This window comes from Muricoccus harenae (assembly GCF_009848505.1).
Lineage (GTDB): Bacteria > Pseudomonadota > Alphaproteobacteria > Acetobacterales > Acetobacteraceae > Roseomonas > Roseomonas harenae.
Genome location: NZ_WWDL01000016.1, coordinates 47,124 through 72,294 on the forward strand (window position 1 = coordinate 47,124; position 25,171 = coordinate 72,294).

Consider the following 25,171-nt stretch of genomic DNA (forward strand, 5'->3'; position numbering starts at 1 on the left):
TCGCCTAGCGGGTGATTTCCCGGTCCAGCTTTCTGCTTTAGGCATCCCCTATGCCCATCCGCGACGCCACGCCCGATGACGCCTCCGCCATCGCGGAGATTTACGCCCACCATGTCCTGCACGGCACTGGCACCTTCGAGGAGGAGCCGCCTCCCGCCGATGAGCTGGCCGGGCGAATCGCCCGCATCCAGAGCGCCGGCCATGCCTGGCTTGTGGTGGAGGAGGCTGGGCGGATCCTTGGCTACGGCTATTACAACAACTTCCACCCCCGCTCGGCCTACCGGCAGACGGTGGAGGATTCGATCTATGTGCGCGACGACGTGCGCGGGCAGGGCGTGGGCAAGGCGCTGGTGGCCGAGCTGCTGACCCGTGCCGAGGCCGAGGGCTTCCGCCAGATGGTCGCGGTGATCGGCGATTCGGAGAATGTCGGCTCGATCGGCCTGCACCTGTCCCTCGGCTTCAAGCAGGTGGGCATGCTGAAGGCCGTTGGCCTCAAGTTCGGGCGCTGGGTGGACGTGGTCTACATGCAGAAGGCACTGGGCGAGGGGGATCGTTCCGTCCCGGCCTGATGCCCGCCGGGCGGGACGTTACGTTGACCATCCCGCCCGGATATGGGCTGCTTCCGCCGCCTGACCGGGGACGACACGACCCCGGAAGGCGAGGGAGATCGAAACGGAATGCTGCTGGATCATCGTACCTATATCTGCCGGCCTGGCACGCTGAAGCGGCATCTCGCGCTCTATGAGGAGCATGGCTGGGCGGTGCAGACGCGCCACCTCGGCATGCCCTTCGCCTATCTCACGACCGAGACCGGGGACGTGAACAGCTACATCCATATCTGGATGTACGAGGATGCGGCGGATCGCGCGCGGCGCCGCGCGGCACTGCAGGCCGATCCGGCCTGGGCTGCCTATCTGGAGATGAGCGCGGAAGCCGGTTACCTGCTCAAGCAGGAGAACAAGCACATGATCCCAGTGCCTTTCGCCCCCAAGCCGGCGCGCGCCGGCGCGTAAGCGCGGGGCTCCAGGCTTTTGATCGGGAACGAGCCCGGGGCAATCGGGCCGCTCCTCGCCGGCAGACAGGTTACGGCCGGGCTTGCCGCCCCCTGGCTCCATGGGGGCGGCGAGGTGGCCTGCTTTAGCCGAGCGTAACGCCCGCGCCGCGAACGACGGCGCCCCAGCGCGCCTTATCCTCGGCAATGAAGGCAGCGAAGGCCTCCGGGGCGTTCGCGATGGCATCGGCGCCCTGGTCGCGCAGCCGGGCTGTCACCTCCGCATCCGTCAGCGCGCGGCGCACGGCCTCGTTCAACGCGAACACGACGGGCGCGGGCGTGCCGGCCGGCGCCAAGAGGCCGAACCAGGAGGTGACCTCCACGCCGGGCACGGAGGCGGACAGGGTCGGCATGTCCGGCAGCATCGGCGTCCGCTCCGGCCCGGCCGTGCCGAGCGCCACCAGTCCACCGCTGCGGATATGGGGCAGCACCGTCGGGGCATGGTCGATCATCATCGAGACGCGCCCGGCCAGCAGGTCCGCGATCGCCGGTGCGCTGCCGCGATAGGGCACATGCGTCAGGCTGATCCCGGCCTTCGAGGCGAATAGCTCAGTGGCCAGATGGGTGATCGCGCCCTGCCCGGACGACGCAAAGGTGAGTTCACCCGGCCTGGACTTCGCGTGGCGGAGCAGGGCGGGCACGTCCCGCGCGGGGATGGAGGGATGCACCACCAGCACCATCGGCACCGTCGCCACCATCGAAATCGGGGCGAAGTCCTTCACGGTATCGTAGGCCAGGTTGGGGTAGAGGTGCGGCGTAATGGCCTGGGTGGCGCTGGTGCCGAGAAGCAGGACATGCCCGTCCGGGCCAGCCTTGGCGACGGCCTCGGTCCCGATGGTGCCACCGGCGCCCGTCCGGTTCTCGACCACCACCGGCTGCGTCCAATCAGCCTGGAACCGGTTCGCCAGGGCCCGGGCGAGGATATCCGTGGCGCCCCCGGCGGCGAAGGGAACAATGATGCGTACCGGGCGGGCGGGCCATGCTTGTGCCCGCGCCGGACGTCCCGTGACCCAGGCGGCCGCGGAGCCAAGGGCGGCCGCCATGAGGGGGCGTCGCTGCATTCGTTCCTCCATTCGGCAGGTTGTGCCCTGCTTCGAAACGATTGCAGCACGCGCCTCGGCGGCGAGGCAACCCGGGTGGGCGGCTTTCCTCAGTGCCCGGATGCGGCGACCTCCGGCCGATAGCGGCTGGCCACCACCGCGTCGCCACGTAGCGTGTCTTCCAGCGCCTGGCGGGCACTCCCGGACGGAAGAAGCGCCACCACCCGGTCGAACCATTGGGCCTGGCCCCTGACCCGGGTGAGGAAGAGGGCATCCAGCGCCTGGGCGAGCGGCGTGCGGCCGGCGCAGCAGCTACAGGCGAGCGGGTGTGGTGACGCCTCACCTTCGAACCTGGCCATGGCGACGGCACCCGGCGGAAGGGAAGGCGGCGGCACTTCGGCCAGCAGGGCAGCGCCCGGCCGTGCCGCCAGGCTGGCGTCCAGCGCCGCCTGATCCGCGACGACCGAGACGGGAATGCGGCCATCTGCGAAGACGGGCATAGCAGGGATGCTCCTTTCCGATAGACATAAAGATATCGTTATGTCATTTGCAAGGCCATGGAAGAGACCCTGGCGCAGCTTCGCGCCGCCGCCGAGCCGACGAGGTTGCGCCTGCTCGCGCTTTGCGCGCGGGGGGCGCTCTGCGTCACCGATCTCTGCGCCGCCCTCGGCCAGTCCCAGCCGCGCCTGTCCCGCCATCTGAAGCTGCTGGTGGAGGCAGGATTGCTGGAGCGGATGCCGGAGGGGTCCAACGTCTATTTCTCCCTGGCCACCCGGGCGGATTTGGCGCGTGCCATCCTGGCGAGGCTGCCGGAGGATGATCCCCTGCTCGCTGCCGACCGCCGCCTCGCGGCGCGGCTGGGGGCGGAGCGGGTGCGCGCGGCTTCCGAGGCCTTCCGCAGCGCCGGAGCGGATTGGGACGAGGTGCATGCCCTCGGCCTCCCTGCCGCTGCGATCGAGGCGGCGTTGCTGGACGCCCTGCCGCCGCGGATCGGTCGGCTGCTGGATATCGGCGCGGGCACTGGCCAGTTGCTGGAGCTGCTGGCGGACCGCTGCGACGCGGCGCTGGGCGTGGATGCCAGCCGCGACATGCTGGCCCTGGCTCGCGGCCGGCTGGCCGAGCGCGGCTTGGCTTCGCGCTGCGTGGTCCGCCAGGCCGACATGTACCGCCTGCCCTTCCCGGATGCCGGCTTCGATGCCGTGACGCTCCAGATGGTGCTGCATTACGCCGAGGATCCCGCCGCCGCCCTGGCGGAGGCCGCGCGTGTCCTCTCGCCCGACGGGATGCTTCTGGTGGTGGATCTGGCCGCCCACGACCGCGCCGAGCTGATGGAGCGCCATGCCCATCGCTGGCCCGGCTTCGATGACGCCCAGATGGCAGGTTGGCTCGGCGAGGCCGGCTGCTCGCTGTCCTCGCCCGTTGAGATCCCGGGGCCCCTGAATGTCCGCCTGTGGTCCGCGCATCGCGCGACCGTCGTGCAGCCTGCCTGAGAAGAGTGAAGATCATGTCCCGACCGCATCTGCTCGACGCGCTGCGTGACCGTGTGCTGCTCTGCGACGGCGCCATGGGCAGCCGCGTGCAGGCCCTGACCCTGGATGTCGAGAAGGACTACTGGGGCCAGGAGAACTGCACCGAGGTGCTGAACCTCTCCCGCCCCGACCTCGTACGCGAGATCCATCGCGGCTATTTCGAGGCCGGCGCCGACATGGTGCTGACCAACAGCTTCGGCGGCAGCCCCGTGACTTTGGGCGAGTTCGACCTGCAGGACCGCGCGCGCGAGATCAATCGCCGCGCCGTGGAACTGGCGCGCGAGGCAGCCGAGGGTTTCGCCGATGGCCGCCCACGCTGGGTGATCGGCGATATCGGCCCCGGAACGCGCCTGCCGAGCCTCGGCCATATCCCCTATGACGCGCTCGAGGAGGCGCTGACCGAACAGTGCCGCGGCCTGATCGAAGGCGGCGCCGACGCGATCCTGACCGAGACGAACCAGGACACGCTCTTCATCAAGGCCGCCGTGAACGGCGCCAAGCGCGCCATCGCGGAAGCCAGGTCCGACATCCCCATCTTTGTGCAGGTGACGGTGGAGACCACTGGCACGCTGCTGGTCGGCCCCGACATCGCCGCCGCCGCGACGGTGATCGATGCGCTGGACGTACCGCTGATTGGGCTGAATTGCGCGACCGGTCCGCAGGAGATGGCGGAGCATGTCCGCTGGCTGTCGCAGAACTGGCGCGGTCTGATTTCCTGCCAGCCGAATGCCGGGCTGCCGGAGTTGGTGGACGGCCACACGCATTACCCGCTCGGCGCCGCCGAGATGGCAAGCTGGATGGAACGCTTTGTCACCGAGGATGGGCTGAACCTCATCGGCGGCTGCTGCGGAACCTCCATCCCGCATATCCAGGGCCTGGATGCGATGCTGCGGAAGCTGGGCGGCGCCAGCCACCGCCCCGCGCCTGTCGCGCGCAAGCCGGTCTGGGTGCCCTCCGTCGCCAGCCTCTACGGCACCGTCGCGCTGCGGCAGGAGAATGCCTATTTCTCCATCGGCGAGCGCTGCAACGCCAATGGCTCCAAGCTGTGGCGCCAGCGGCAGGAAGCGCATGACTGGGACGGCTGCGTCGCCATCGGCCGCGAGCAGGTGGCCGAAGGGTCCAACTCGCTCGACGTCTGCACCGCCTTCGTCGGCCGCGACGAGACCGCCGAGATGAACGAGGTGATCACGCGCTTCACCAGCAGCGTGAACGCTCCGCTGGTGATCGACTCCACCGAGACGCCGGTGATCGAGGCCGCGCTGAAGCTGCATGGCGGCAAGCCCATCATCAACTCGATCAATTTCGAGGATGGCGAGGGCCATGCGACGGACCGACTGGTCCTCGCCAAGAAGTTCGGCGCCGCCGTCATCGCCCTAACGATCGACGAGGTGGGCATGGCGAAGACTGCCGAGGACAAGCTGCGCATCGCGCGCCGCCTCGTGGACTTCGCCTGCAACAAGCACGGCTTGCCGCAGAGCGATCTGATGATCGACCCGCTGACCTTCACCATCGCGACGGGCAACGAGGACGACCGCAAGCTCGGCCAGTGGACGCTGGAGGGCATCCGCATGATCCGGGAGGAGTTCCCGGACATCCAGATCATCCTCGGCCTGTCCAACATCTCCTTCGGCCTCAACCCGGCCGCGCGCCATGTCCTGAACAGCGTGTTCCTCGACCATGCCGTGAAGGCAGGGATGACGGGCGCGATCGTCCATGTCTCCAAGATCAAGCCGCTGCACCTCATCCCCGCCGAGGAGGTGAAGGTGGCCGAGGACCTGATCTTCGACCGCCGCGCGGAAGGCTACGACCCGCTCCAGGCGTTGCTGGAACTCTTCGCCGGCCGCAAGGCCGCAGACACTGCCAAGCGGGCCAAGGCCGAGACGGTGGAGGGCCGGCTGAAGGACCGCATCGTCGATGGCGACCGCAAGGGACTGGATGACGAGCTGGCTGATGCGCTGGGCAAGGGCATCGAGCCGCTGACCATCATCAACGACATCCTACTGGATGGAATGAAGGTGGTGGGCGAGCTGTTCGGCGCCGGCAAGATGCAACTTCCCTTCGTGCTGCAGAGCGCAGAGACCATGAAGGCTGCGGTGGCGTATCTCGAGCCGCACATGGTCAAGGTGGAAGGCCAGGAGAAAGGCACCATCGTGCTCGGCACGGTGAAAGGCGATGTGCATGACATCGGCAAGAACCTCGTCGACATCATCCTGACGAACAACGGCTACAAGGTGGTGAACCTCGGCATCAAGGTGCCGCTGCAGGACATCGTCACCGCCGCGAAGGAGCACAAGGCGCATGCCATCGGCATGTCAGGCCTGCTGGTGAAGTCCACCGTGGTGATGCGCGAGAACCTGGAGGAGATGTCGCGCCAAGGCGTCGATCTCCCGGTGATGCTCGGCGGCGCGGCGCTGACGCGCAACTATGTCGAGGATGACTGCGTCCGCGCCTATGCCTCGGGCCGTGTCGCCTATGCGCGCGATGCCTTCGACGGCCTGCACCTGATGGACAAGGTGATGGGCAATGGCTTTGACGACTATCTCGCCGCCCTCCAGGCCCGCCGTGTCGGCAAGGGCAAGAATGAGCGCCGCACCCTCGGCACCGCCGATGCCCGTGGCTTCGCGCCCGTGGAAGTCGGCTATGCCCAGGAGCGCCGCCGACGCCTGACGGGGGATGAGCCCGTGCCCAACCCGCCCTTCTGGGGCGCCCGCGTGGTCGAGGCGCCGTCCAAGGCGATCGTGCCCTTCATCAATGAACGCAGCCTGTACCAATTCCAATGGGGCTTCCGGAAGCAGGGCCGCTCCCTGGAGGACTTCATCGGCTGGGCGAAGCAGGAGCTGCGCCCGGTGCTGCGCCGGATGCTCACGATCTCCGAGGAAAAGGAGATCCTTAAGCCCCAGGCCATCTACGGCTACTGGAAATGCGCGGGCCAGGGGAACGACCTCATCCTGTTCGAGGAGGATGGGGTGACGGAGGCCACGCGCTTCACCCTGCCGCGCCAGCCCAAGGCCGATGGCGATTGCATCGCTGACTTCGTGCGCGACGTGGATGACGGGCCGGAGAAGCGCGACGTGATCGGCCTGCAGGTCGTCACCGTCGGCCAGAAGGCCAGCGACATGGCGCGGGAGTGGTTTGAGGAGAACCGCTACCAGGATTACCTCTATCTCCACGGCCTTTCGGTGGAGATGGCGGAGGGCATGGCGGAATATGTGCACAAGCGTATCCGCGCCGAATGGGGCTTCGCGCATGAGGATGCGCGGGACATGGAGAAGATGCTTTCCCAGGGCTATCGCGGGGGGCGCTATTCCTTCGGCTATCCGGCCTGCCCGAAGCTCGAGGACCAGGAGCCGCTGTTGCGCCTGCTGAAAGCCGACCGGATCGGCGTCACAATTTCGGACGAATGGCAATTGCATCCTGAGCAATCCACCTCCGCGATCGTGCTGCACCACCCGGGGGCGAAGTACTTCTCCGTCTAGGGCGAGGGGTCTATGTCGGGCCAGATGAGCCCGACCGAACGCACTGCCTGGACCAGCCTTGGCGTCGGCCTGTCCGTGTTGACCCTCAAGGGGGCGGCATGGGGGCTGACGGGCAGCACGGCGTTGTTCGCCGACATGCTGGAGACGGTGGTGAATGTCGCCGCCGCCTCCGCCGCCCTGGCCGCCGTCCGCTACTCGGCCATGCCGGCGGATGAGAACCATCCCTATGGCCATGCCAAGGTCGAGTATTTCTCGGCGGTGCTGGAAGGCACGCTGATCCTCGTCGCGGCCTCCATGATCCTGCAGGAGGCCTGGCAGGCCTGGGCGCAGCCGCATGCGCCCGACCAGCCTGCGCTGGGCCTCGCCCTTTCGGCCGTCGCGACCGTCATCAACAGCGTCTGGGCCACCGTCCTGCGGCGGAGGGGGAAACGCCTCGGATCGCCGGCGCTGGTGGCGGACGCGCACTACCTTATGTCGGATGTCGTCACCTCGGCCGGGGTGATCATCGGCGTGGGGCTGGTCACGGTCACCGGGCTGCTCTGGCTGGACCCGCTGCTGGCGGGCGCCACTGCGGTCATGATCCTCTTCTCCGGGTGGCGCCTCCTGCGCGTGAGCGTGGGCGGGCTGATGGACGAGGCGGTGGCGCCGGACGACCTCGCGCAGATCCGCGGCCTCGTCTCCTCCGAGGGCTCCGGGGCGCTGGAGGCGCATGACCTGCGGACCCGCCGCGCCGGCCGCATAACCTTCGTCGAGTTCCACCTCGTCGTGCCCGGCGCCATGCCGGTGCGGGAGGCGCATGACATCTGCGACCGGATCGAAGCGGCGCTGAAGGAGGCTCTCGGCAGCGCCGTCATCACCATCCATGTGGAGCCGGAGGGCAAGGCGAAGCACAGCGGGGTAGTGGTCCTGTGATTCGCCGCCCCTGAACGCCGTGGCCTGGCAGTTCGCCCCCATCGCCTATCCGGCCTGGCGCGCCAAGCCACGCCGCGCGCGGGGCGGAAGCTGGTCCTGGTGGACGGCGGCTGCACTCCATGGCGCCGCGCTGACGGCCCTGTTTCTCTGGCTGGGCCGGGAGAGATTGCCGGAGCCGACCATTCTAGAGGGAATGCCGCTGGTCTGGCAGGGGCCGGTCGGGGCAGGGGAGGGGGCGCCGGAACTATCGCCCGACCTGCCTTCGCCAAGCCCGGCGGAGGAGGCACCGAGCCCGCCGGTCGCCGAGACCTCTCCGCCCATGCCGCCCGTGCCTCCGCCATCGGCCGAGACACCTCCACCGGAGCCTCACGTCACTCCCGGGGAAACCCCGGCGGATCTTCCTTCCCCGCCACCCGTACCGGCGGACGAGCCGCCCCCTGCGCCTCAGCCTTTGCGCTCCACTCCGCCGGCATCCGCTCCGCCCCGCCTTGCGGAACCCCTGCCTCTTCCACCGCCGGCAGCACCACCCGTCCCGTCCCGCCCAGCGCCAAGTGTAGCGACGGCCGCTCCGGCAATGCGCATGGCCGAGGTGCCGATCCCCGCGGGCGCCGTGCGCCTGGACGCTGGCAGCACCGGCGCAGCCGGCGAGAGCCGCGCCGTCGGCGCGCCACGGCCCGGCTGCCAGGATGCCATTGGCTACCCGGCCTCCGAGCGGCAGCGCGGTATCACCGGGGCGGTGGTGCTTAGACTGCGCGTGTCGGATGACGGCCGGGTGGTGGAGGCGCGCATCACCGAGCCCAGCGGCTCCTTCGCCCTGGACGAGGCGGCGCAGCGCGGCGTCCGCCGCTGCCGCTTCGAGCCGGCCCTGCGGGATGGCGTGCCGGTCTGGGGCACGCTTCAGCGCTATCGCGTGGTCTTCAGGCTGGAATAGAATGTTCCATGGTCAAGCTCGACATCATCACCACACGCGGCGGCGACACCGGACAGACCTCGCTCGGGGACGGCACGCGCGTGTCCAAGGATTCCATCCGGATCGAGGCGCTGGGCGCAGTGGATGAGGCGAATGCCGCCATCGGCCTGCTGCGTCTGCATACGGCGCAGGAGGAGGACGCGATGCTGGCGCGCATCCAGAACGACCTGTTCGACCTCGGCGCCGATCTCTGCGTACCGGGCGGGAAGGGCGGGCTGCGAATCTCTGCGGCGCAATGCCTGCGGCTGGAGCAGGAGCTGGCCAGCATGAACGCGGACCTGCCGCCGCTGCGTTCCTTCATCCTGCCCGGTGGCACGCCGGCAGCTGCCCATGCCCACCAGGCGCGGACCCTTGCCCGCCGGGCGGAGCGTGTCGTGGTGGCGCTGGCGGCGGCTGAGCCGGTGAATGCCGATGCGGTCCGCTACCTCAACCGCCTGTCCGACCATCTCTTCGTCCTGGCCCGCAGCCTGAACATGGGTCAGGACCTGCTCTGGACGCCGGGCGAGAATCGCTGAGCCGTGCCGGGGGGCGCCCGGGTCACCCGAGGATAGCGGCGCCCAGCCAATAGCAGCCGCCGCCCACCGCCGCCGCGGCCGGCAGGGTAACCACCCAGGCCCAGACGATCCGCCGCGCCACGCCCCAGCGCACCGCCGAGGCCCGGCGCGCCGCGCCGACCCCACGATCGAGCCGGTGGCCGTGTGGGTGGTGGAGACGGGAATGCCGAGCCAGGTGGCCCCGAACAGCGCCATCGCGCCCCCCGTCTCGGCGCAGAAGCCCTGCATGGGGCGGAGATCGGTGATGCGGGAGCCCATGGTGCGCACGATCCGCCAGCCACCGAACAGGGTGCCGAGGCCCATCGCCGCATGGCAGGCGATGACCACCCAGAAGGGCACGTGGAACTCCGGGCCCAGGACGCCCTGGGAGTAGAGGAGGATGGCGATGATCCCCATCGTCTTCTGCGCGTCGATGCCGCCATGGCCGAGGCTGAACAGCGATGAGGACAGGAGCTGGAGGACCCGGAAGCGCCGGGCGCTACTAAAGGAGGGTTTCTGCCTGGTCCAGCAACGCCGATCCCGGCGCCGCCGCCCGTCAACCCCGCAGTAGCGTCCGGAACAGCGGCACGGCGGCAGCCAGCTGTGCCACGGGCACCTCCTCGCGCGGCGTATGCGCCACGCCGATATCCCCCGGGCCGAGGATCACGCAGGGGGCGAGCGCATTCAGCCGCGTGGCATCGGTGCCGAAGGCGACGGTGCCGGCCTTCTGCCCCGTGGCGGCTTCCGCGGCCGCGACCAGCGGATGTTCCGGCGGCAGCTCCGGCGGCGAGCCGTCGATGTTGAAGGTGAGGGCAAGGCCCGCGCGAGCGGCTGCATCCTGCACGGCCTGGACCACCGGCGCGGGATCCAGCTTGCGGGAATAGCGGAACTTCATGCGGGCAGTGGCCCGGGCGACGGTGACGTTGATTGCCGTACCGTGATTGTCGATCACGATGTTGAAGTCGGGGAACGGCGGCTCATAGCCGTCGTCGCGGAACGTTTCCTCCTCCCGCAGCCGGTCGTGCAGGTTACGCATCTCTTCCAGAAAGGGAATCAGCGCGAGATTGGCATTCACACCCTTGCCGGTGGAGGAATGGGCTTGGCTGCCGCTCGCCACCGCCTCAAAATTCACGGTGCCGCGGTGGCCACGGATCGGCGCCAGCCCCGTCGGCTCCGCCACCACGATGCCCCGCAGCGCCGCGCGCCGTGCCAGCGTGGATTGCTCGGCAATGAGGATGGCACCGGCCTTTGTCGTCTCCTCATCGGTGGTGATCAGCAGGGTCACGGGCATATCGGCCGGCAGGCCCTGGGCGGCGATGATGCAGGCGGCCACGGGCCCCTTCATGTCGGCCGTGCCCAGCCCGTGCATCATGCCCTGCGCGTCCACCCGCGCGGAGAAGGGGTCTTCCTGCCAGCCTGTATCCGGCACCGTGTCCATATGGCCGGAAAGAGCGAGGCCGCCCGGCCCGCCGCGATGCGCGACGAGGGCACGCTTGGCCACGCCATTCGCATCCTTGTAGTCCAGCCGCTCGATTTCGAAGCCTGACAGCTCCGCCTCGATCCGCTCGGCGAGGGGCAGGTTGGAGACGAAGGAACGGCTGTCGATGCGGACAAGATCGGCAGCGAGGGCGGTAACGGCCTCGGCATCGGTACGGTCGGTCATGGCAGGGGTATCCCTTGCGGGCAGCGCGGCCGCAAGACAGGTTGCGGCGCTTTGCGTGAGGATGCCCCGTGACCGCCTATCTCGATCCGCGCAGCGGCCAGACCTGGCCGCTGGAGATTCCCCGCTGGCGCGGCGATGACGGCCAGCCGCTGCTGCTGACCGACCTGCCCGGGATCGGGCGCGATGCCATCGACCCCGCCGCGCCTGGCTTGTGGCGCTACGCCGCCGCGCTGCCTTTCCGCCCGCGCGAGCCGATCGCCATGGGCGAGGGATGCACGCCGCTGCTCTCCCGTCGGTTGCATGGCGTGGATGCGCTGCTGAAATGCGAATGGCTGATGCCCACCGGCTCCTTCAAGGACCGGGGCGCCTCAGTGATGCTTTCCCTGCTGCGCGAGCACGGGATCACTGCGGTGCTGGAGGATTCCTCCGGCAATGGTGGCGCGGCCATCGCCACCTATGCGGCGGCGGGCGGGATGCGCGCGCGCATCCTGGTGCCGGACAGCACTTCGCCCGCCAAGACCGTGCAGTCCCGCGCGGCCGGCGCGGAGATCCAGCTCACCCCCGGCAGCCGCCAGGATTGCGCCGACGAGGCGCTGCGCCAGGGCAACGACCCGCAATCCGGCTTCTTCTATGCCAGCCACAACTGGCACCCGTTCTTCCTGCAGGGCACGAAGACGCTTGCCTATGAATTGTGGGAGGATCTCGGCTTCCAGGCGCCGGATGCGGTGGTGATTCCCTGTGGCGCCGGCTCCAACGTGCTGGGCTGCGACATTGGCTTCGGGGAGCTGTTGCGCGCCGGGCAGATCGACCGTCTGCCGCGCCTGTACGCTGCGCAGCCCGCGCATTGCGGCCCGCTGGCGCGCGAGGCGTTGGGCCTGCCGGCCGAGCCACCCCGCCCCACTATCGCCGAGGGCACCGCCATCGCCCAGCCGATCCGCCCGCAGGAGGTGCTCGGCGCCCTGCGCCGCAGCGGCGGAGGGGGCGTGCTGCTGGAGGAGGGGGAGATCGCGGAGGCCGCCCTCTCCCTGGCGCGCCAGGGACTTTATGTGGAACCGACCTGCGCCCAGGCGGTGGCGGCGCTCGGCAAGCTCGTCGCGGAGGGTCAGGTCCGGCCGGGCGAGAAGGTGGTGGTGATCCTCACCGGCACGGGATTGAAGGCGACGCCGCGCTATGCCGAATTGCTGGGGGTTGGTCCGGTCTGAAGCACCTGTCGGCGTCGCGGAACGTCAGGCCGGGGCGCCGCAGAATGGATTCCGATACGCCGCGGCAAGTGACGTCGATTGATCCAAGTTAATTTTGCATGGTCCTCCAGTTCGAGCCGCCCCTGCCCATGGAGACCAGCCGTGACCCGGGGCTGCGCATTTCCGGTCGATTTCGGGCCGGAATCCCACCTGATGTGAGTGGTGTTCGTGGATGCGGACGGCGCCTGCTGGACCGTTCCGAATCCTGAGGTTCGCATGCAGGCGAACTGGTCGATGCAGCGCTGGCCTGCGAGGGCGCCGTTGCAGAAGCCCTTCCCCATCATGGTGCCGCCCGTGGACGCACCGGCCCTGCCGTGCCAGCCGTCGCTGAACGGCCACGCCGTGAACGGTCGCGGCCATCCAGGGCTACATGCAGCGCGCAGCGCATCTGATGGCCATCATCCCCGACACTTTCGTCAGCGCCTTTGCCAATGGGGAGCTGTTGCAGGTCCTGCTGCTGGCGGCCCTGACGGGCTTCGCCATCAACGCCCTGCCCGACCGTCTGCGCGAGCCGATCTCCCATGTGATCGACGCGGCAGCCGCCGTGTTCTTCGGCATTGTCGCCATCGTCGTGAAGGCCGCTCCAGTCGGCGCCTTCGGTGCCACGGCTTTCACCACTGGCGCCTATGGCTTCGGCTCCCTGGTGCTCCTGGGCGAGCTGGACCCGGTGAAGCTGCACCAAGCCAGGGGTGGCAAGCCCATCGCCGGGGTAGGGCCGCAGCCCGGTTCCGTCGTCCCGCTGCCGGAGCCGGTGGCGAACCGCTCGGGCTGAGGACGCCTCCGGCGTGCCTCGGCCAGTCACTGTTCAGCCTGGCTGGCGTGGTCCTGGCAGGTGAGTGCTGCTCCTGCCCTGCGGCCTGCGTTACGGGCCGGAGGAGATGGAGCGGGTGACCGGGTTGTTCTCTGCGTCCAGTTCCGGGGCGGGATCGGCCGCGCCGCTCGCGGCACGGCCACCATAGGCAGGCAGGGACCAGCCCCCACCCATCGCCGCGGCCCGGATGGCGAAGGCAGCCAGCACCCCAGCCCCAACCGCCACGGCCCGGTCCGCCCCCAACCCTTGCAGTGCGAGGAAGACGCCGGCTCCCGCTCCCGCGGCGGTGGCGTAGATCTCGCGCCGCAGGATCAGCGGGATCTCGCCGCAGATCACGTCGCGGATCAGCCCGCCAAAGCTTGCGGTCATCACCCCCATCAGCACCGAGACCCAGGGCGCCGCGCCGGTCCGCGCGGCCGCCTCCGCCCCCAGCACGGCGAAAACCGCCATTCCCGCCGCATCGGCCCAGAGCAGCAGCGCCACGCGGCGTGCCGTTCCGCGCTCCGTCGCCCGGGGCGTGATGAAGAAGATGAGCAGGGCGAAGGTAGCGGCCAGCACCGCAAGGTCCGGCCGAGAGAGCCAGGAGACCGGAAGACCCAGCAGCAGGTCGCGCAGCGTGCCGCCGCCGAAGGCGGTGGCGCCGGCCACCAGCAGGAAGCCCACCGGGTCCATCCGCTTGCGCGCCGCGGTCAGCGCGCCGGCGGCGGCGAAGGCAGCCGTGCCGATCCAGCCCAGCGCCTCCAGCACAAGGTCGAAGGACTCGGCCACACCCAGGCTATTCGGCGGGAACAGCGGCGGGGGAGGTGGGACCGACGGCGCGCAGCGCTTCGCCACGGGCGGTGCCGGCGCAGAACAGGGAGGCCAGCAGCAGCAGCGCGACGGTCGGCAGCACGAGCCAGGACATGCCGTTGTCCAGCATCAGTCCGAAGGGAACAGGGGTGATCGCGCCGCCCAGCGGCAGGCCGGCGGAGATGAAGCCGAAGACCTTTCCCATCTGCCCCGGCGGGGCGGCATTCTTTACCATGACGTCCCGCGGGGTGCGGGAGGCGCCCAGCGCCGCTCCCGCGGCCAACGCCACGATCGGGAGCACCACCTCAGGCATCGGCACCAGTCCCATGGCGAGGAGCAGGATGATCGAAAGCGCGGTCAGCGCTGTGACGAAGGTGAAGTGCCGGCTGTAGCGATCCGCGTACCAGCCGCCGATCAGCACGCCGCCTGTGCTGCCGGCCACGTACCCGGTGAGCGCCAGGGAGGCGACCGCCAGCGGCGTGGCCCAGAGCTGGTCCAGGGTGGCGATCAAGAAGGACTGGATGCCCGTGGTCGCCATGGAGGACAGCAGGAAGAAGGCGAAGAACATGAGCATGGTGCGCGACAGCAGCACCTCCCGGCCCACCGGCGCGCGGCGGTCCTTCGGCTTCGCCTGGTCCTGCAGGATGCGGGACTGCAGCAGGATGGTCGCCACCACCGGGATGCCGAGCAGCCCCACGGTCAGAAGAGTCGGCCGCCAGCCGATGCCCAGGGTCTGCGTCATCAGCCCGATCGCGAGCGGCGCGGCCATGAAGCCGAGATTGCCCGTGAAGGTATGCGCGGCGAAGGCCCGGCCCATGCGGCGCCCGTCGATGCTGCTGCCGAGGATCGCGTAATCGGCCGGGTGGATGACGGAATTGCCGAAGCCCGAGATCACGGCGAGCGCCATGATCACCCAATAGTTGGGCGCGAAGGACATGGCCGAGATGGACAGCGCCATGAGCAGTGACCCGCCAATCAGGAAGGGCCGTGCGCCGTAGCGGTCCACCATGAAGCCCACCGGGGTCTGCAGCAGCGCCGTCACGCCGGACATCAGCGCCAGCGAAAGTCCCAGCACGGCGTAGGAGACGCCGAATTCCTCCCTCCAGATCGGGAAGAGCGGCGCCAGGCACAGCAGGTAGAAATGGGACAGGAAGTGGTTCGTGCCGATCAGCCCAATGATCCGCCAGTCGCGGTTGGGCTGGGCTGTGCCGGGTGCATCTTCTTGGACCATGGGGCGAAACCTGCGCTTGGTCCCGCGTGCCGGTCAAATGCGTGTTCTGCGGGGCGGGGGTGCCGTCAGGCGGCGATTGGCGCCACCTGACCCACCGTGTGCCGGATCGCCTCCACCAGCGGGCCGGCGAGGGGTGCCAGTCCGGCCAAGTCGCCAAAGACCGCCATTTCCGCGGGTTCCAATGGCGGCAGGCCGGGCAGGGGAACCAGTCCCTCGGGCAGGCCCGAGGCGCCGATCACCGTGATGCCGAGGCCCGCCTGCACCGCCGCCGCCACGCCGAGCAGGCTGGCCGAAGTGTAGGTGATCTCGAAGCCCAGCCCGGCCCTTGCCAGGGCCGCCAGGGCACGGTCCCGGAACATGCAGCCGGCGGGCAGCATGGCGAGTGGCAGGGGGCGCCCCTCGGGCGCGATCCAGCCGGGGGCGGCCGCCCAGATCACCGGCTCGGTCCAGAGGATGGCGCCCTCGCTTTCCCCGTCGCGGCGCTTGCCGAGGACGAGGTCGAGCGAACCTGCTTCCATCGCCCGGCGCAGTTCATGGGAACGGCCCACCTCCACCTCCAGCCGGATGCCGGGATGGGAGCGGGAGAAGCGGGCAAGCAGCGGGGCGAGGTTGCGCGGAACGAAATGGTCCGCCACCCCCAGGCGCAGCCGGCCGGTGACCGGGGGAGCGACGAGGCGCCGCACCGCCTCCTCGTTCAGCGCCAGCATCCGGCGGGCATAGGCGAGCAGGGTCTCGCCCTGCGGAGTAAGGGCGACGCTGCGGCTGGTGCGCTCGAGCACGCGCTTGCCGAGGAGTTCCTCCAGCCGCCGGATCTTGAGGGAGATGGCCGATTGCGTCAGCCCAAGTGCAGGGGCCGCCGCGGTGAAGCCGCCACGCTCCGCCACCTGCACGAAGCAGCGGAGCAGGTCGAGATTGAGATCAGGAATGCGCATCGGGGGCCCAGGCCTAAAGGAATACGCTGGCCCGCGCCCCTGATCGGGTCAATGAAGATCCGCCCGGGTCACCTACCGGATCGATGAGCGGTGCTGATCGCTCAGATTTCCTCGTCGAAGCCGCCGCCGCCGTCGAAGCCGCCACCGCCGGCATCGTTGTTGCCGGCCGCGTCATTGCCGCCCCAGCCACCGCTCTGGTCCGAGACCGGCGAGGCGTCGTTCTGTGCCGCGCCCGGATCCGTCCAAGGGGAGGAGGAAGGCGTGCTCACCGCCTGCTCGCCGAAGGAGCCCGCGGCGCCCGTGGCATCCGCGGCCGCGGTTGCCGCTTGAGCCCCACCGCCCGAGAACATGCCCATCATCATGTTGCCCAGCACCATGCCACCCGCGACGCCGGCCGCAGTGGTCAGCGCCGTGCCGAGGAAGCCGCTGCCGCGGCCCTGCTGCTGCATCATGGCCGGGTTCATCGCACCCGGGGGCGGCTGGATCGGCTGCGGGCGAGGCGTCATCGGCATCTGGCGGTTGTTGCCGCCACCGAACATGCCGCCGAACAGCCCGCCACGGGACTGCTGTTGGCTCGCCTGTGCCTGGGTGTTCTCCAGTTGCCACTCCAGCTCCTGGATGCGGTTCTGAGCCTGCACCAGGGCCGCTTCCTGCACGAAGGCGGTCTGGGTGATGCGATACCGCGCCTCGGGGTAGCGGGAGAAGAGATCGGCGATCAGCCGGTCAGCCTCCGGGTCCACGGGGGGCAGGTTTGGCGCGGCCTGGGTATTGGGGACGCTGCGCGCTCCCCAAGGGCCGGCGGACGTCGCAGCCGGCTGTGCAGCGCCTGAGACGCGCTCCACATAGCCGGTGATGATGCGGCGTTCTTCCTCGGTCATGACCCTCTTAACTCCTTGTGGTGGGCGAGTGCCCACGACGGCCGCGAAATGGCCCGCCTCGGGAAACCTTTCAAGATGTTAATCTTGGATCACGCTGGCACGCGCGAAGGAAGGCCCAGCCGTCCCCATTCGATGGCGGGGCAGCGATCCATCACGATCGGGATGCCGGCCGCCTGCGCCCGCTCCGCCGCCGCATCGTCCCAGATGCCGAGCTGGAGCCAGATGGACCGGGCGCCGAGCCGGATCGCCTCGTCCACGACCGGGACGGCATCCTCGCTGCGGCGAAACACGTCGACCATGTCGAGCGGCCCCGCCTCCTCCAGCGCGGCGACTCCGGGCACGCCATGCACGGCACGGCCGTTCAGCACCGGGTTCACCGGGGTGGCGTCGTAACCGCGCTGGAGCAGGAAGCCGAAGACGCCGTTCGAGGCGCGGCCTGGCTTGTCCGAGGCCCCCACCACCGCGATTCGGCGTGTCCGCAGCAGCAGGTCGCGCACCTGGTCATCCGTCAGACCGTCCCTTGCCATGTCGTTTCTCCCGGCTGGTTAAGGCAGTTGGGGCGACCCGGCCCCCGGTGCCAGAGGCGGTGGCGTCCCCGCACGGCCGAACAACGGTGGCCGCCGCTGGCAGCTAGGTCCAGCGGGTGTCCAATGGGGCATCATTGCGGCGCGCGCCGCCTTTCGTGAGCCGCGCCGCGCCGCTACAGGGGTTAGCCATGGCCGTATCCCGCTCCCTGACCGCCCCCGTGCTCCTTCTTGGCGCGCTTGTGACGATCCTGGTGTGGTGGTTCCCCAACCGCCAGCAGGCCGGCGACGTGCCGATGGTGACGGAGCGCTTCAACAGCGTCTCCTTCGCCCCCTTCCGCGAAGGCCAGAGCCCGCTCCGCGACATTTTCCCCTCCGCCGCGCAGGTGGAGGAGGACATCGCCCTCATCGCCCCCCGCGTGCGGGCCATCCGCAGCTATGCGAGCATCGAAGGCAATTACGAGACGGCCGAGATCGCCGGCCGGCATGGCGTGAAGATGTGGAAGGGCGCCTGGCTCGGCCGCGACCTGCGCCAGAACGACCGTGAGATCGCCGCCCTCATCGCCACCGCCAACCGCCATCCCGAGGTGGTGGAGCGCGTGGTGGTCGGCAATGAAGTGCTGCTGCGCCGGGACCTGCCGGTGGAGGAACTGGCCCGCCAGATCGACCGGGTAAAGGCTGCGGTGCGCCAGCCTGTCACCTATGCCGATGTCTGGGAGTTCTGGGCGCAGTTCCCGGAACTCGCCAGGCATGTGGACATCGTGACCATCCATATCCTGCCCTATTGGGAGGACGAGCCGCTCGGCGTCGACGTGGCGATGGCGCATGTGCGGGACGTGTATCGCCGCATCAAGGCAATGTTCCCCGACAAGCCCATCGCCATCGGCGAGATCGGGTGGCCGAGCGCCGGCCGCTGGCGCGAGGCCGCCATCCCCTCCCGCGTGGAGCAGGCGGTGTTCCTGCGCCGCTTCATCCAGCTCAGCCAGGAGGAGGGCTTCGACTACAACCTGATCGAAGCCTTCGACCAGGTGTGGAAGTACCGCAACGAGGGCACTGTTGGCGCCGCCTGGGGCCTCTGGACGGCGGATCGCGCGCCAAAATTCGACCTCTCCGGTCCGGTGCGGGAGAATCCGTGGTGGGCCTGGTATGCGGGCGCGGCGCTGCTCCTGGGCGGCGCGATGTTCGCAGGTGCTGCACGAGCCTGGCCCGGCGCCGCGCGCTGGAAGCTGGCCCTGCTCTCCGCTGCGCTGGGCAACGCACTGGCCTATGCCTTCTGCGGCGGCTGGCCCTATGCCTTCGACGAGCATCTGAAGCTCGCCTTCGGCGTGAACTTGCTGGGGCAGGCGCTTCTGGCCGCGCTGCTGCTGCGGCGCGCCGGCGCGCGGCTTTCCGGCAGTCCGATCGAACCCGCCCGCAACGGCGCCCAGGCCAGCGCGAATATCCGCTCGATCTTCCGCGGGCGCTTCCGCTTCCGCGACTGGCGCGCCTTCGCCTTCGATGACTTGCTCTTCCTCTTCCTGTTCACCGCGGCAGTGCTGCAGATGATGCTGCTCTTCGACCCGCGCTACCGCGACTTTCCCTTCCCGACCTTCGCCGTGCCCCTGGTGGCGGTGATCGCCCGGGCGCTGATGCGCGACCTGCCGCGCCGCGGCGGCGGCTGGGCGGAATGGCTGGTGGGCGGGGTGCTGGTCGTCTGCGCTGCCGCCAGCGCGATCCTGGAGGGGCCGCACAACCTCCAGGCGCTGGGCTGGAGCGTCTGCGCCATCGGGCTGGCGCTGCCGCCGCTGCTGCGGGTGGGGCCGCTCAGGCGGGAGGTGGCACCCAACGCCCGTTCGCCGCAAGGAAGCGCAGCCCGAGCGAGGTGACCTGCACGGGTTCCGCGCGGAGGAGGAAGCCGCTGTCGATCGCTTCCTCCCACACGGTGAGGCGTGGACACGAGGTCCGCCACGCCTCCATCGCCTCCGCATGGGAGCGCGGCTGCCGCGCCACCCATTCCAGCAGGTCCAGCACCAGCGGGTTCGTGACCTCGGACATGCGCGTCCTCCCTAGTTTCATGCGGTGAAGAGCAGCCATTGCCCAGTGCGTCGCCGGGCAGGGTGCGTCGCCGGGCAGGGTGCGTCGCCGGGCAGGGCCATGGCGGTAATCGGGCGGGCGGTTCGCGGAGGGCCGCAACGGAAGCGCGGCACGGGGCGTTCCATGGGCGGCGCCGACCGGGCTGCCTCCATCGAAATCGCTGAAACCCCTCGCGCGAAGGCAATCCCCATGGGCCTCTTCTCGAAGCCGATCAAAAGCCTGGATGACCTCTTCGTCCACACGCTGCAGGACATGTACTACGCCGAGAATCGGATCACGAAGGCCTTGCCGAAGATGATCGACAAGGCGACGGACCCGCAGCTCAAGCAGAGCTTCGAACTGCACCTGCAGGAAACGCGCAATCAGATCGTCCGTCTGGAAAAGGTGTTCCAGATGCATGGCCAGCCGGTGAAGGGCGTCACCTGCGCCGCCATGGACGGCATCCTTGAAGAAGCCGAGGAGATCATGGGCGAGGTGGAGGATAAGGAGGTGCTCGACGCTGCCATGCTCGCCTCCGCCCAGGCGGTCGAGCATTACGAGATCACCCGCTACGGCACCCTCGTCGCCTTTGCCCGCCAGCTCGGGCGCAACGACTGCGCCTCGGTGCTGGAGGAGACGCTGGCGGAGGAGAAGGCCACCGACAAGAAGTTGACCATGCTGGCCGAGGGCAAGCTCAACCGCATGGCTACCTGAGGCGTTACCGCCCTCGCCTCGGGCGATCCACCAGGGGCAACTGGGGCGCCGGTTCGACATCCACTACGGATGGAGGGCCGGCGCTTCGCTGTTCCGGCCCCGTCTTCAGGTGCCATCTTCAGCTGCCGTTTTCAGGCGAGGATCGCGGCGACCTTCGCGACCAGCACCGCGGCATTCCCGCCGATCACCACCGTCTTGTCGCGCGAGGTGGCGCCCTGCGTCACTTCGGCGCGAGAGGGGGGCACCTCCAACGCTTCGGCCAGCAGCGCGCAGATGGCGCGGTTGGCCCGCCCGTCCTCCGGCGCCTCGTTCACCGCCACCTTGATCCGCGGGCCATCGGCACCCGGCACCAGCCCCTGCAATCCGGGCCGCCGGGCGCGGGGCTGCGCCTTCACGCGCAACTCCAGCCCGCCCTCCACCATCCGCCAGGCGGATTGGCGCGGGGGAGGCGCCATCAGGCGCGGGCGGCCGCCTTCGCCTGGCGGGCATTCGCCTCCACCCAGGCCCAGGCGCCGAGTGCCGCGCCGATCATCCCCCAGGTGGCGTTGAAGTTCAGCACCGCGATCACGCCAAGCGCCACCGCCGCCGCGCGCACCGCGAAGGGCGCGCCGATGAAAGCCCAGATGCCCATCGCCATCGCCCCGGCGCCCCAAAGCTGCCAGTGCTGCAGCCAGAGCAGCGCCGCGCGGGGCTGGCAGGCGAAGGGCGCCTTGGACAGGTCGAGGCAGAGCGCTCCCATCTCGCGCGGCTCCACCTGCAGGTGGCGATAGGCCACCATTAGCCCGATGGCAGCGCCGACGGCCAGGATCGCCCACAGGTCGCGTTTTGTGACGGTCATGGATTGGAGATCGCGCGAACTCGCCTCTCACGCAAGCGGCATCGGCGGTGGCGTGCCGTCTTGCCTCCGGGCCGCCGCCCGGCCATGGCTGCGCCATCGGGCTGGGGGAGGTTGCCATGCGGGTGATCCGCGATCTGGAAGCACTGAGGGACACCACGGCTGGGTTGCGCGCCAGCGGGCTAAGCCTCGGCCTCGTGCCCACCATGGGGGCGCTGCACCGCGGCCATCTGGCGCTCGTGGAGGAGGCGCGGCGCTATGCGGGCGCGGTTGCCGTCTCCATCTTCGTCAACCCGCTGCAATTCGGCCCGAACGAGGATCTCTCGCGCTATCCCCGCGACGAGGTGGGCGATCTGGAGAAGCTGCGTGGTGCCGGATGCGACTTGGTCTGGATGCCGCCGGTGGAGGCGATGTACCCGCCCGGCGCCGCCACGGTAATTGAGGTGGGTGGCCCTTCCGAGGGCTTCGAGGGCACCGCCCGTCCCGGCCATTTCCGCGGCGTCGCGACCGTCTGCTCGAAGCTGTTCAACCAGACCGGCGCGGATGTGGCGGTGTTCGGGGAGAAGGACTGGCAGCAGCTGCAGGTGGTCCGCCGCATGGTGGCGGATCTGGACATGCGCCTCCGCATCATCGGCCACCCCACGGTGCGGGAGGCGGATGGGCTGGCCTTCTCCTCCCGCAACCAGCGGCTTTCCCCCGAGCAGCGGGCGCTGGCGCCCATGCTGCCACGGTGCATGGGGGAGGCCATCGCCGCCATGGCCGCTGGCGCGGCGCCCGATGCCGTGCTGGCCGAAGCCACCGCCCGGCTGCGCGCCGCAGGATTCATTCCGGACTACCTCGCCCTGGTCGAGCCCGCGACGCTCCGTCCCTGGTCGTCGGGCGCGACTGGCGAGGCGCGGCTCCTGGCCGCTGCGGGGCTCGGCGACGTGCGGCTGCTGGATAACATGGCGGCGCTGCTGCCAGGACGCTGATGCCGGCCACCATGCCGGTGTGCGGGGCGCCGAAGGCTCGGCCTCCGGACCTCGGCCTGGGTGGCGGCCACTCGGACCCCGCGTTCGGTTTTTCGCGGATGCGGCCGGTTAGGATGGCGCCGCAGGCAGGTTATTCAGGCCACGCGTGCAGCCATGTCAGTCGCCTGACGTCCATGACGTCAGGCGCGCTCCAAACAGATCGCGGGGTCCGGCGAGCCCGCTGGACCCCCGGCGGAGGTCCGGAGGCGGCGCCTCCCGGGGCCACCAGTGCAACCGATCGGGCAATCAATGATGCGGGTGCCCGCAAAGCCCGTGATCCGCCAGCACCTGGATCACGCGGCAATCGCCCACCTGCCCATGCGCGCCGCATTCCGTCATGCGCCTGACCTCGGTGCGCAGGGCGGTGAGGCGCGCGATGCGGTCGTCGATCTCGGCCAGATGCGCGCGGGCAATGCCGTCTACCTCCGCGCAGGGGCGGTCCGGCTGGTCGGCCAAAGCGAGGAGCTGGCGGATGGCCTCGACCTCGAAGCCCAACTCCCGCGCATGGCGGATGAAGCGCAGGCGGCGCACGGCTTCCTCGTCATAGAGGCGCCGGTTGCTTTCCGTGCGCGGCGCGGCGGGGAGAAGGCCGATCTCCTCGTAGTAGCGGATGGTGGGCACCTTCACCCCGGTTTGCCGGGACAGGCCGCCGATGGGCAGATTCATGGCAAAGTCCATGCTTGATCCTCAAGTGACTAGAGGATGTAGAGCCAGGAGCGACGCTTCAAGGACAACCCCGATGGTCGAGGCCGCCACCAGCACCCGCTACCGTGTCGAGGGCATGGACTGTCCCTCCTGCGCCACCCGCATCACCAATGCCGTGCGGCGCGTGCCGGGGGTGGAGGATGTTTCGGTCTCGGTGACCGCCGGAACGATGACGGTGCGCCACGGCCCCGATGCGGGCATCGGCGAGGCGGTGATGCGGCAGGTGGGCACGCTGGGCGGATATAGCGCGACCGCCCTGCCGCCGCGCGCGCCAGCCCCGGCAGCGCAGGAGCATCACGCCTGTTGCGGCCACAGCCACGGCCACGATCACGGTGAGGATGAGCACGCGACGGAAGGGCCGGGCGCGGAGGCTGGGCTACACAACCATCTGCATGACCAAGGTCCCGCCTCCGGCTCCTGGTGGCGCAGCCCGCGCGGAGTGTTGACCATCGCCTGCGGCCTGACACTGGGCGTGGCCTATCTGCTCGGGCAGGCGGTGCCGGAACTGGCGCACTGGGCATTCACCGCCGCCATGCTCGTCGGGCTGGTGCCGATCGCCCGCCGCGCCCTGGTGGCCGCCACCCTGGGCACGCCCTTCTCCATCGAGATGCTGATGGTCATCGCCGCCATCGGTGCCACCATCATCGGCGCGACGGAGGAGGCGGCGGCCGTGGTACTGCTCTTCCTCATCGGGGAATTGCTGGAAGGGGTGGCTGCCAGCCGTGCCCGCGCCAGCATCCAGGCCCTGACCCATCTCGTCCCAGCCACTGCCCTTTTGGAACGCGGCGGGAGGACGCAGGAGGTGCCCGCCGCCAGCCTGGGCCTGGGCGCCACCATCCTCGTTCGCCCGGGTGACCGCATCGCCGCCGATGGCGAGATCCTGGAGGGCGAGAGCGTCATCGACGAGGCGCCGGTCACCGGCGAGAGCACGCCGAAGCGCAAGGGCGTGGGCGAGCCCGTCTTCGCCGGCACGGTGAATGGCGACGGCGTGCTGCGCCTGCGCGTGACGGCCGCCGCCGAGGACAACACCATCGCCCGCATCGTGCGATTGGTGGAGGAGGCGCAAGAGAATAAGGCGCCGACCGAGCGCTTCATCGATCGCTTCTCCCGCTTCTACACCCCCCTGGTGCTGGTATTGGCCGCGCTGGTGGCGGTGCTGCCGCCGTTGCTGGCGGGTGGGGCCTGGGGGGAATGGGTCTACAAGGGCCTGGCCATCCTGCTGATCGGCTGCCCCTGCGCATTGGTGATCTCCACTCCGGCGGCGATCGCGTCCGGGCTCTCGGCTGGGGCGCGGCGCGGGCTGCTGATGAAGGGCGGCGCGGTGCTGGAAGGCCTCGGTTCCATCACGGCCATCGCGCTGGACAAGACGGGCACGCTGACAGAAGGGCGCCCGCGCGTAACCGACCTGCTGCCGGCCGAAGGCGACGCGCGCGCGCTGCTCTCCCGCGCCGCCGCGCTCGAGACGGGTTCGAGCCATCCGCTGGCGCTCGCCATCCTCGCCCGTGCCGAAGCGGATGGGGTGAGCGTGCCGCCGGCCAGTGGTTCCGCCGCCCTGGGCGGCAAAGGCGTGACTGGCCGCGTGGGTGGCGAGAGCCTGTTCCTCGGCTCTCCCGCCGCGGCCAAGGCGCGGATGGCGCTCCCGGCCGCATGGCAAGCGCGGATCGACGGATTGAACGGCGAGGGCAAGTCGGTTTCCGTCCTGCTGGCCGACGACCGGCTGGCCGGGATCATCGCCATGCGGGACGAGCCGCGCGGCGATGCAAGGGCGGGGCTGGAGGCGCTGAAGGCCGCCGGGGTCGAGCCGGTGATGCTGACCGGCGACAACCGCCGCACCGGCGAGGCCATCGGCGCTGCCCTGGGCCTGCCCGTGCGCGCGGAGCTTCTGCCGGAGGACAAGCAGCGCATCGTGCGGGAGATGCAGGTGAAGGGACGCCGCGTCGCCAAGGTGGGCGACGGCATCAACGACGCACCGGCCCTGGCCGCGGCCGATATCGGCATCGCCATGGGCGGCGGCACCGATGTGGCGCTGGAGACGGCGGATGCCGCGGTGCTGCATGGGCGGGTGATGGACCTGTCGCGCATGGTCGCGCTGTCACGCGCCACCATGGCGAATATCCGCCAGAACATTGCGATCGCCCTCGGCCTAAAGGCGGTGTTCCTCGTCACCACCATCCTGGGCGTCACCGGACTCTGGCCTGCGATCCTGGCGGATACCGGGGCGACCGTGCTGGTGACGGCGAATGCGATGCGGCTGCTGACGGCGCGCATCTAGCGA

25 protein-coding genes and 1 pseudogene are annotated in these 25,171 nt (G+C 69.7%); 13 read left to right on the top strand and 13 right to left on the bottom strand.

Translation table 11 applies throughout. The features are described from left to right. Positions 1–50: 50 nt before the first annotated feature. Positions 51–569 carry a GNAT family N-acetyltransferase gene (locus GSE44_RS12955; protein WP_159349252.1) on the top strand — a complete coding sequence of 173 codons (519 nt, stop codon included), beginning with the start codon at positions 51–53 and terminating at the stop codon, positions 567–569. 108 nt (positions 570–677) lie between these two features. Next, a complete protein-coding gene (locus GSE44_RS12960) occupies positions 678–1,013 on the top strand; it encodes an NIPSNAP family protein (protein ID WP_159349253.1) in 336 nt (111 codons plus the stop codon). Between the two features lie 124 nt (positions 1,014–1,137). Here GSE44_RS12960 and GSE44_RS12965 read toward each other — a convergent pair whose 3' ends face one another. Further along, positions 1,138–2,112: a Bug family tripartite tricarboxylate transporter substrate binding protein gene (locus GSE44_RS12965; RefSeq protein ID WP_159349254.1), complete on the bottom strand. Its 975-nt coding sequence runs from the start codon at positions 2,110–2,112 to the stop codon at positions 1,138–1,140. Positions 2,113–2,201: 89 nt separating this feature from the next. Further along, the gene (locus GSE44_RS12970) at positions 2,202–2,591 is read right to left on the bottom strand and encodes a hypothetical protein (RefSeq protein ID WP_159349255.1); all 390 of its coding nucleotides are present in this window, start codon (positions 2,589–2,591) and stop codon (positions 2,202–2,204) included. Positions 2,592–2,648: 57 nt separating this feature from the next. Between GSE44_RS12970 and GSE44_RS12975 the strand changes: the two genes are divergently transcribed. The 5 genes from GSE44_RS12975 (at position 2,649) to GSE44_RS12995 (ending at position 9,493) form a co-directional block, all read left to right on the top strand. Beyond that, positions 2,649–3,581: an ArsR/SmtB family transcription factor gene (locus GSE44_RS12975; protein WP_159349256.1), complete on the top strand. Its 933-nt coding sequence runs from the start codon at positions 2,649–2,651 to the stop codon at positions 3,579–3,581. A 14-nt stretch (positions 3,582–3,595) separates the two neighbouring features. After that, positions 3,596–7,096 carry a methionine synthase gene (gene metH / locus GSE44_RS12980; RefSeq protein ID WP_159349257.1) on the top strand — a complete coding sequence of 1,167 codons (3,501 nt, stop codon included), beginning with the start codon at positions 3,596–3,598 and terminating at the stop codon, positions 7,094–7,096. 24 nt (positions 7,097–7,120) lie between these two features. Further along, positions 7,121–8,008: a cation diffusion facilitator family transporter gene (locus GSE44_RS12985; RefSeq protein ID WP_159349258.1), complete on the top strand. Its 888-nt coding sequence runs from the start codon at positions 7,121–7,123 to the stop codon at positions 8,006–8,008. Between the two features lie 580 nt (positions 8,009–8,588). Next, a complete protein-coding gene (locus GSE44_RS12990; RefSeq protein ID WP_159349259.1) occupies positions 8,589–8,939 on the top strand; it encodes an energy transducer TonB in 351 nt (116 codons plus the stop codon). Between the two features lie 8 nt (positions 8,940–8,947). Further along, a complete protein-coding gene (locus GSE44_RS12995) occupies positions 8,948–9,493 on the top strand; it encodes a cob(I)yrinic acid a,c-diamide adenosyltransferase (RefSeq protein ID WP_159349260.1) in 546 nt (181 codons plus the stop codon). A gap of 213 nt (positions 9,494–9,706) precedes the next feature. On the opposite strand, the pseudogene GSE44_RS26775 reads toward GSE44_RS12995, so the two are convergent. Together GSE44_RS26775 and GSE44_RS13005 are read right to left on the bottom strand one after the other, a co-directional pair. Then, positions 9,707–10,159, bottom strand: a pseudogene (locus GSE44_RS26775) (anion permease); the annotation flags it as partial. Further along, entirely contained in the window at positions 10,068–11,174 is a 1,107-nt protein-coding gene (locus tag GSE44_RS13005) for a M20/M25/M40 family metallo-hydrolase (protein WP_159349261.1), read from the bottom strand. The pseudogene GSE44_RS26775 and the gene GSE44_RS13005, both read right to left, overlap by 92 nt. A 68-nt stretch (positions 11,175–11,242) precedes the next feature. Between GSE44_RS13005 and GSE44_RS13010 the strand changes: the two genes are divergently transcribed. Both GSE44_RS13010 and GSE44_RS13015 read left to right on the top strand, forming a co-directional pair. Then, a complete protein-coding gene (locus tag GSE44_RS13010; RefSeq protein WP_159349262.1) occupies positions 11,243–12,376 on the top strand; it encodes a threonine synthase in 1,134 nt (377 codons plus the stop codon). Positions 12,377–12,806: 430 nt separating this feature from the next. Further along, complete coding sequence (locus GSE44_RS13015) at positions 12,807–13,187, top strand: cation:dicarboxylate symporter family transporter (RefSeq protein WP_235924782.1); 381 nt, start codon at positions 12,807–12,809, stop codon at positions 13,185–13,187. Between the two features lie 90 nt (positions 13,188–13,277). Here the strand turns inward: GSE44_RS13015 and GSE44_RS13020 are convergent, their stop codons facing one another. The 5 genes from GSE44_RS13020 to GSE44_RS13040 form a co-directional block, all read right to left on the bottom strand. Next, on the bottom strand, positions 13,278–13,994 hold the full coding sequence (locus tag GSE44_RS13020; protein ID WP_235924783.1) for a trimeric intracellular cation channel family protein: 717 nt from the start codon (positions 13,992–13,994) through the stop codon (positions 13,278–13,280). A gap of 7 nt (positions 13,995–14,001) precedes the next feature. Continuing rightward, positions 14,002–15,246: an MFS transporter gene (locus tag GSE44_RS13025; protein ID WP_159349264.1), complete on the bottom strand. Its 1,245-nt coding sequence runs from the start codon at positions 15,244–15,246 to the stop codon at positions 14,002–14,004. 65 nt (positions 15,247–15,311) lie between these two features. Then, positions 15,312–16,178, bottom strand: a complete 867-nt coding sequence (locus GSE44_RS13030) for a LysR substrate-binding domain-containing protein (protein ID WP_159349265.1) — start codon at positions 16,176–16,178, stop codon at positions 15,312–15,314. Positions 16,179–16,279: 101 nt separating this feature from the next. After that, positions 16,280–17,056, bottom strand: coding sequence for a DUF2076 domain-containing protein (locus GSE44_RS13035; protein WP_159349266.1), 777 nt, complete (start codon positions 17,054–17,056; stop codon positions 16,280–16,282). Positions 17,057–17,145: 89 nt separating this feature from the next. Then, the gene (locus GSE44_RS13040; protein WP_159349267.1) at positions 17,146–17,583 is read right to left on the bottom strand and encodes a CoA-binding protein; all 438 of its coding nucleotides are present in this window, start codon (positions 17,581–17,583) and stop codon (positions 17,146–17,148) included. A gap of 188 nt (positions 17,584–17,771) precedes the next feature. On the opposite strand from GSE44_RS13040, the gene GSE44_RS13045 reads away from it, so the two are divergent. Continuing rightward, entirely contained in the window at positions 17,772–19,445 is a 1,674-nt protein-coding gene (locus GSE44_RS13045; RefSeq protein ID WP_159349268.1) for a glycoside hydrolase family 17 protein, read from the top strand. On the opposite strand, the gene GSE44_RS13050 is transcribed toward GSE44_RS13045, so the two are convergent. Further along, positions 19,384–19,614: a hypothetical protein gene (locus tag GSE44_RS13050; RefSeq protein ID WP_159349269.1), complete on the bottom strand. Its 231-nt coding sequence runs from the start codon at positions 19,612–19,614 to the stop codon at positions 19,384–19,386. The two genes, GSE44_RS13045 and GSE44_RS13050, sit on opposite strands and share 62 nt — an antisense overlap. Before the next feature lie 228 nt (positions 19,615–19,842). Here GSE44_RS13050 and GSE44_RS13055 point away from each other — a divergent pair, with 228 nt between their 5' ends. Continuing rightward, entirely contained in the window at positions 19,843–20,346 is a 504-nt protein-coding gene (locus tag GSE44_RS13055; RefSeq protein WP_159349270.1) for a YciE/YciF ferroxidase family protein, read from the top strand. 131 nt (positions 20,347–20,477) lie between these two features. On the opposite strand, the gene GSE44_RS13060 is transcribed toward GSE44_RS13055, so the two are convergent. Beyond that, entirely contained in the window at positions 20,478–20,801 is a 324-nt protein-coding gene (locus tag GSE44_RS13060) for a DUF167 domain-containing protein (RefSeq protein ID WP_159349271.1), read from the bottom strand. Further along, positions 20,801–21,184 carry a hypothetical protein gene (locus tag GSE44_RS13065; protein ID WP_159349272.1) on the bottom strand — a complete coding sequence of 128 codons (384 nt, stop codon included), beginning with the start codon at positions 21,182–21,184 and terminating at the stop codon, positions 20,801–20,803. The genes GSE44_RS13060 and GSE44_RS13065 overlap by 1 nt, the downstream gene beginning before the upstream one ends. Positions 21,185–21,231: 47 nt before the next feature. Between GSE44_RS13065 and panC the strand changes: the two genes are divergently transcribed. Continuing rightward, on the top strand, positions 21,232–22,152 hold the full coding sequence (panC, locus tag GSE44_RS13070) for a pantoate--beta-alanine ligase (protein WP_328799077.1): 921 nt from the start codon (positions 21,232–21,234) through the stop codon (positions 22,150–22,152). Positions 22,153–22,437: 285 nt separating this feature from the next. Here the strand turns inward: panC and GSE44_RS13075 are convergent, their stop codons facing one another. Continuing rightward, on the bottom strand, positions 22,438–22,869 hold the full coding sequence (locus GSE44_RS13075) for a MerR family transcriptional regulator (protein ID WP_235924784.1): 432 nt from the start codon (positions 22,867–22,869) through the stop codon (positions 22,438–22,440). 61 nt (positions 22,870–22,930) lie between these two features. On the opposite strand from GSE44_RS13075, the gene GSE44_RS13080 reads away from it, so the two are divergent. After that, complete coding sequence (locus GSE44_RS13080) at positions 22,931–25,168, top strand: heavy metal translocating P-type ATPase (protein ID WP_159349273.1); 2,238 nt, start codon at positions 22,931–22,933, stop codon at positions 25,166–25,168. The last annotated feature ends 3 nt before the right edge of the window (positions 25,169–25,171 follow it).

What these genes read in the sequence shown, in the direction of transcription:
- GSE44_RS12955 (WP_159349252.1), top strand. Translation starts at nt 51, where the DNA reads ATGCCCATCCGCGACGCCACGCCCGATGACGCCTCCGCCATCGCGGAG.
- GSE44_RS12960 (WP_159349253.1), top strand. Translation starts at nt 678, where the DNA reads ATGCTGCTGGATCATCGTACCTATATCTGCCGGCCTGGCACGCTGAAG.
- GSE44_RS12965 (WP_159349254.1), bottom strand. Translation starts at nt 2,112, where the DNA reads ATGCAGCGACGCCCCCTCATGGCGGCCGCCCTTGGCTCCGCGGCCGCC.
- GSE44_RS12970 (WP_159349255.1), bottom strand. Translation starts at nt 2,591, where the DNA reads ATGCCCGTCTTCGCAGATGGCCGCATTCCCGTCTCGGTCGTCGCGGAT.
- GSE44_RS12975 (WP_159349256.1), top strand. Translation starts at nt 2,649, where the DNA reads ATGGAAGAGACCCTGGCGCAGCTTCGCGCCGCCGCCGAGCCGACGAGG.
- metH (WP_159349257.1), top strand. Translation starts at nt 3,596, where the DNA reads ATGTCCCGACCGCATCTGCTCGACGCGCTGCGTGACCGTGTGCTGCTC.
- GSE44_RS12985 (WP_159349258.1), top strand. Translation starts at nt 7,121, where the DNA reads ATGAGCCCGACCGAACGCACTGCCTGGACCAGCCTTGGCGTCGGCCTG.
- GSE44_RS12990 (WP_159349259.1), top strand. Translation starts at nt 8,589, where the DNA reads ATGGCCGAGGTGCCGATCCCCGCGGGCGCCGTGCGCCTGGACGCTGGC.
- GSE44_RS12995 (WP_159349260.1), top strand. Translation starts at nt 8,948, where the DNA reads ATGGTCAAGCTCGACATCATCACCACACGCGGCGGCGACACCGGACAG.
- GSE44_RS13005 (WP_159349261.1), bottom strand. Translation starts at nt 11,174, where the DNA reads ATGACCGACCGTACCGATGCCGAGGCCGTTACCGCCCTCGCTGCCGAT.
- GSE44_RS13015 (WP_235924782.1), top strand. Translation starts at nt 12,807, where the DNA reads ATGGCCATCATCCCCGACACTTTCGTCAGCGCCTTTGCCAATGGGGAG.
- GSE44_RS13025 (WP_159349264.1), bottom strand. Translation starts at nt 15,246, where the DNA reads ATGGTCCAAGAAGATGCACCCGGCACAGCCCAGCCCAACCGCGACTGG.
- GSE44_RS13030 (WP_159349265.1), bottom strand. Translation starts at nt 16,178, where the DNA reads ATGCGCATTCCTGATCTCAATCTCGACCTGCTCCGCTGCTTCGTGCAG.
- GSE44_RS13035 (WP_159349266.1), bottom strand. Translation starts at nt 17,056, where the DNA reads ATGACCGAGGAAGAACGCCGCATCATCACCGGCTATGTGGAGCGCGTC.
- GSE44_RS13040 (WP_159349267.1), bottom strand. Translation starts at nt 17,583, where the DNA reads ATGGCAAGGGACGGTCTGACGGATGACCAGGTGCGCGACCTGCTGCTG.
- GSE44_RS13045 (WP_159349268.1), top strand. Translation starts at nt 17,772, where the DNA reads ATGGCCGTATCCCGCTCCCTGACCGCCCCCGTGCTCCTTCTTGGCGCG.
- GSE44_RS13050 (WP_159349269.1), bottom strand. Translation starts at nt 19,614, where the DNA reads ATGTCCGAGGTCACGAACCCGCTGGTGCTGGACCTGCTGGAATGGGTG.
- GSE44_RS13055 (WP_159349270.1), top strand. Translation starts at nt 19,843, where the DNA reads ATGGGCCTCTTCTCGAAGCCGATCAAAAGCCTGGATGACCTCTTCGTC.
- GSE44_RS13060 (WP_159349271.1), bottom strand. Translation starts at nt 20,801, where the DNA reads ATGGCGCCTCCCCCGCGCCAATCCGCCTGGCGGATGGTGGAGGGCGGG.
- GSE44_RS13065 (WP_159349272.1), bottom strand. Translation starts at nt 21,184, where the DNA reads ATGACCGTCACAAAACGCGACCTGTGGGCGATCCTGGCCGTCGGCGCT.
- GSE44_RS13075 (WP_235924784.1), bottom strand. Translation starts at nt 22,869, where the DNA reads ATGGACTTTGCCATGAATCTGCCCATCGGCGGCCTGTCCCGGCAAACC.
- GSE44_RS13080 (WP_159349273.1), top strand. Translation starts at nt 22,931, where the DNA reads ATGGTCGAGGCCGCCACCAGCACCCGCTACCGTGTCGAGGGCATGGAC.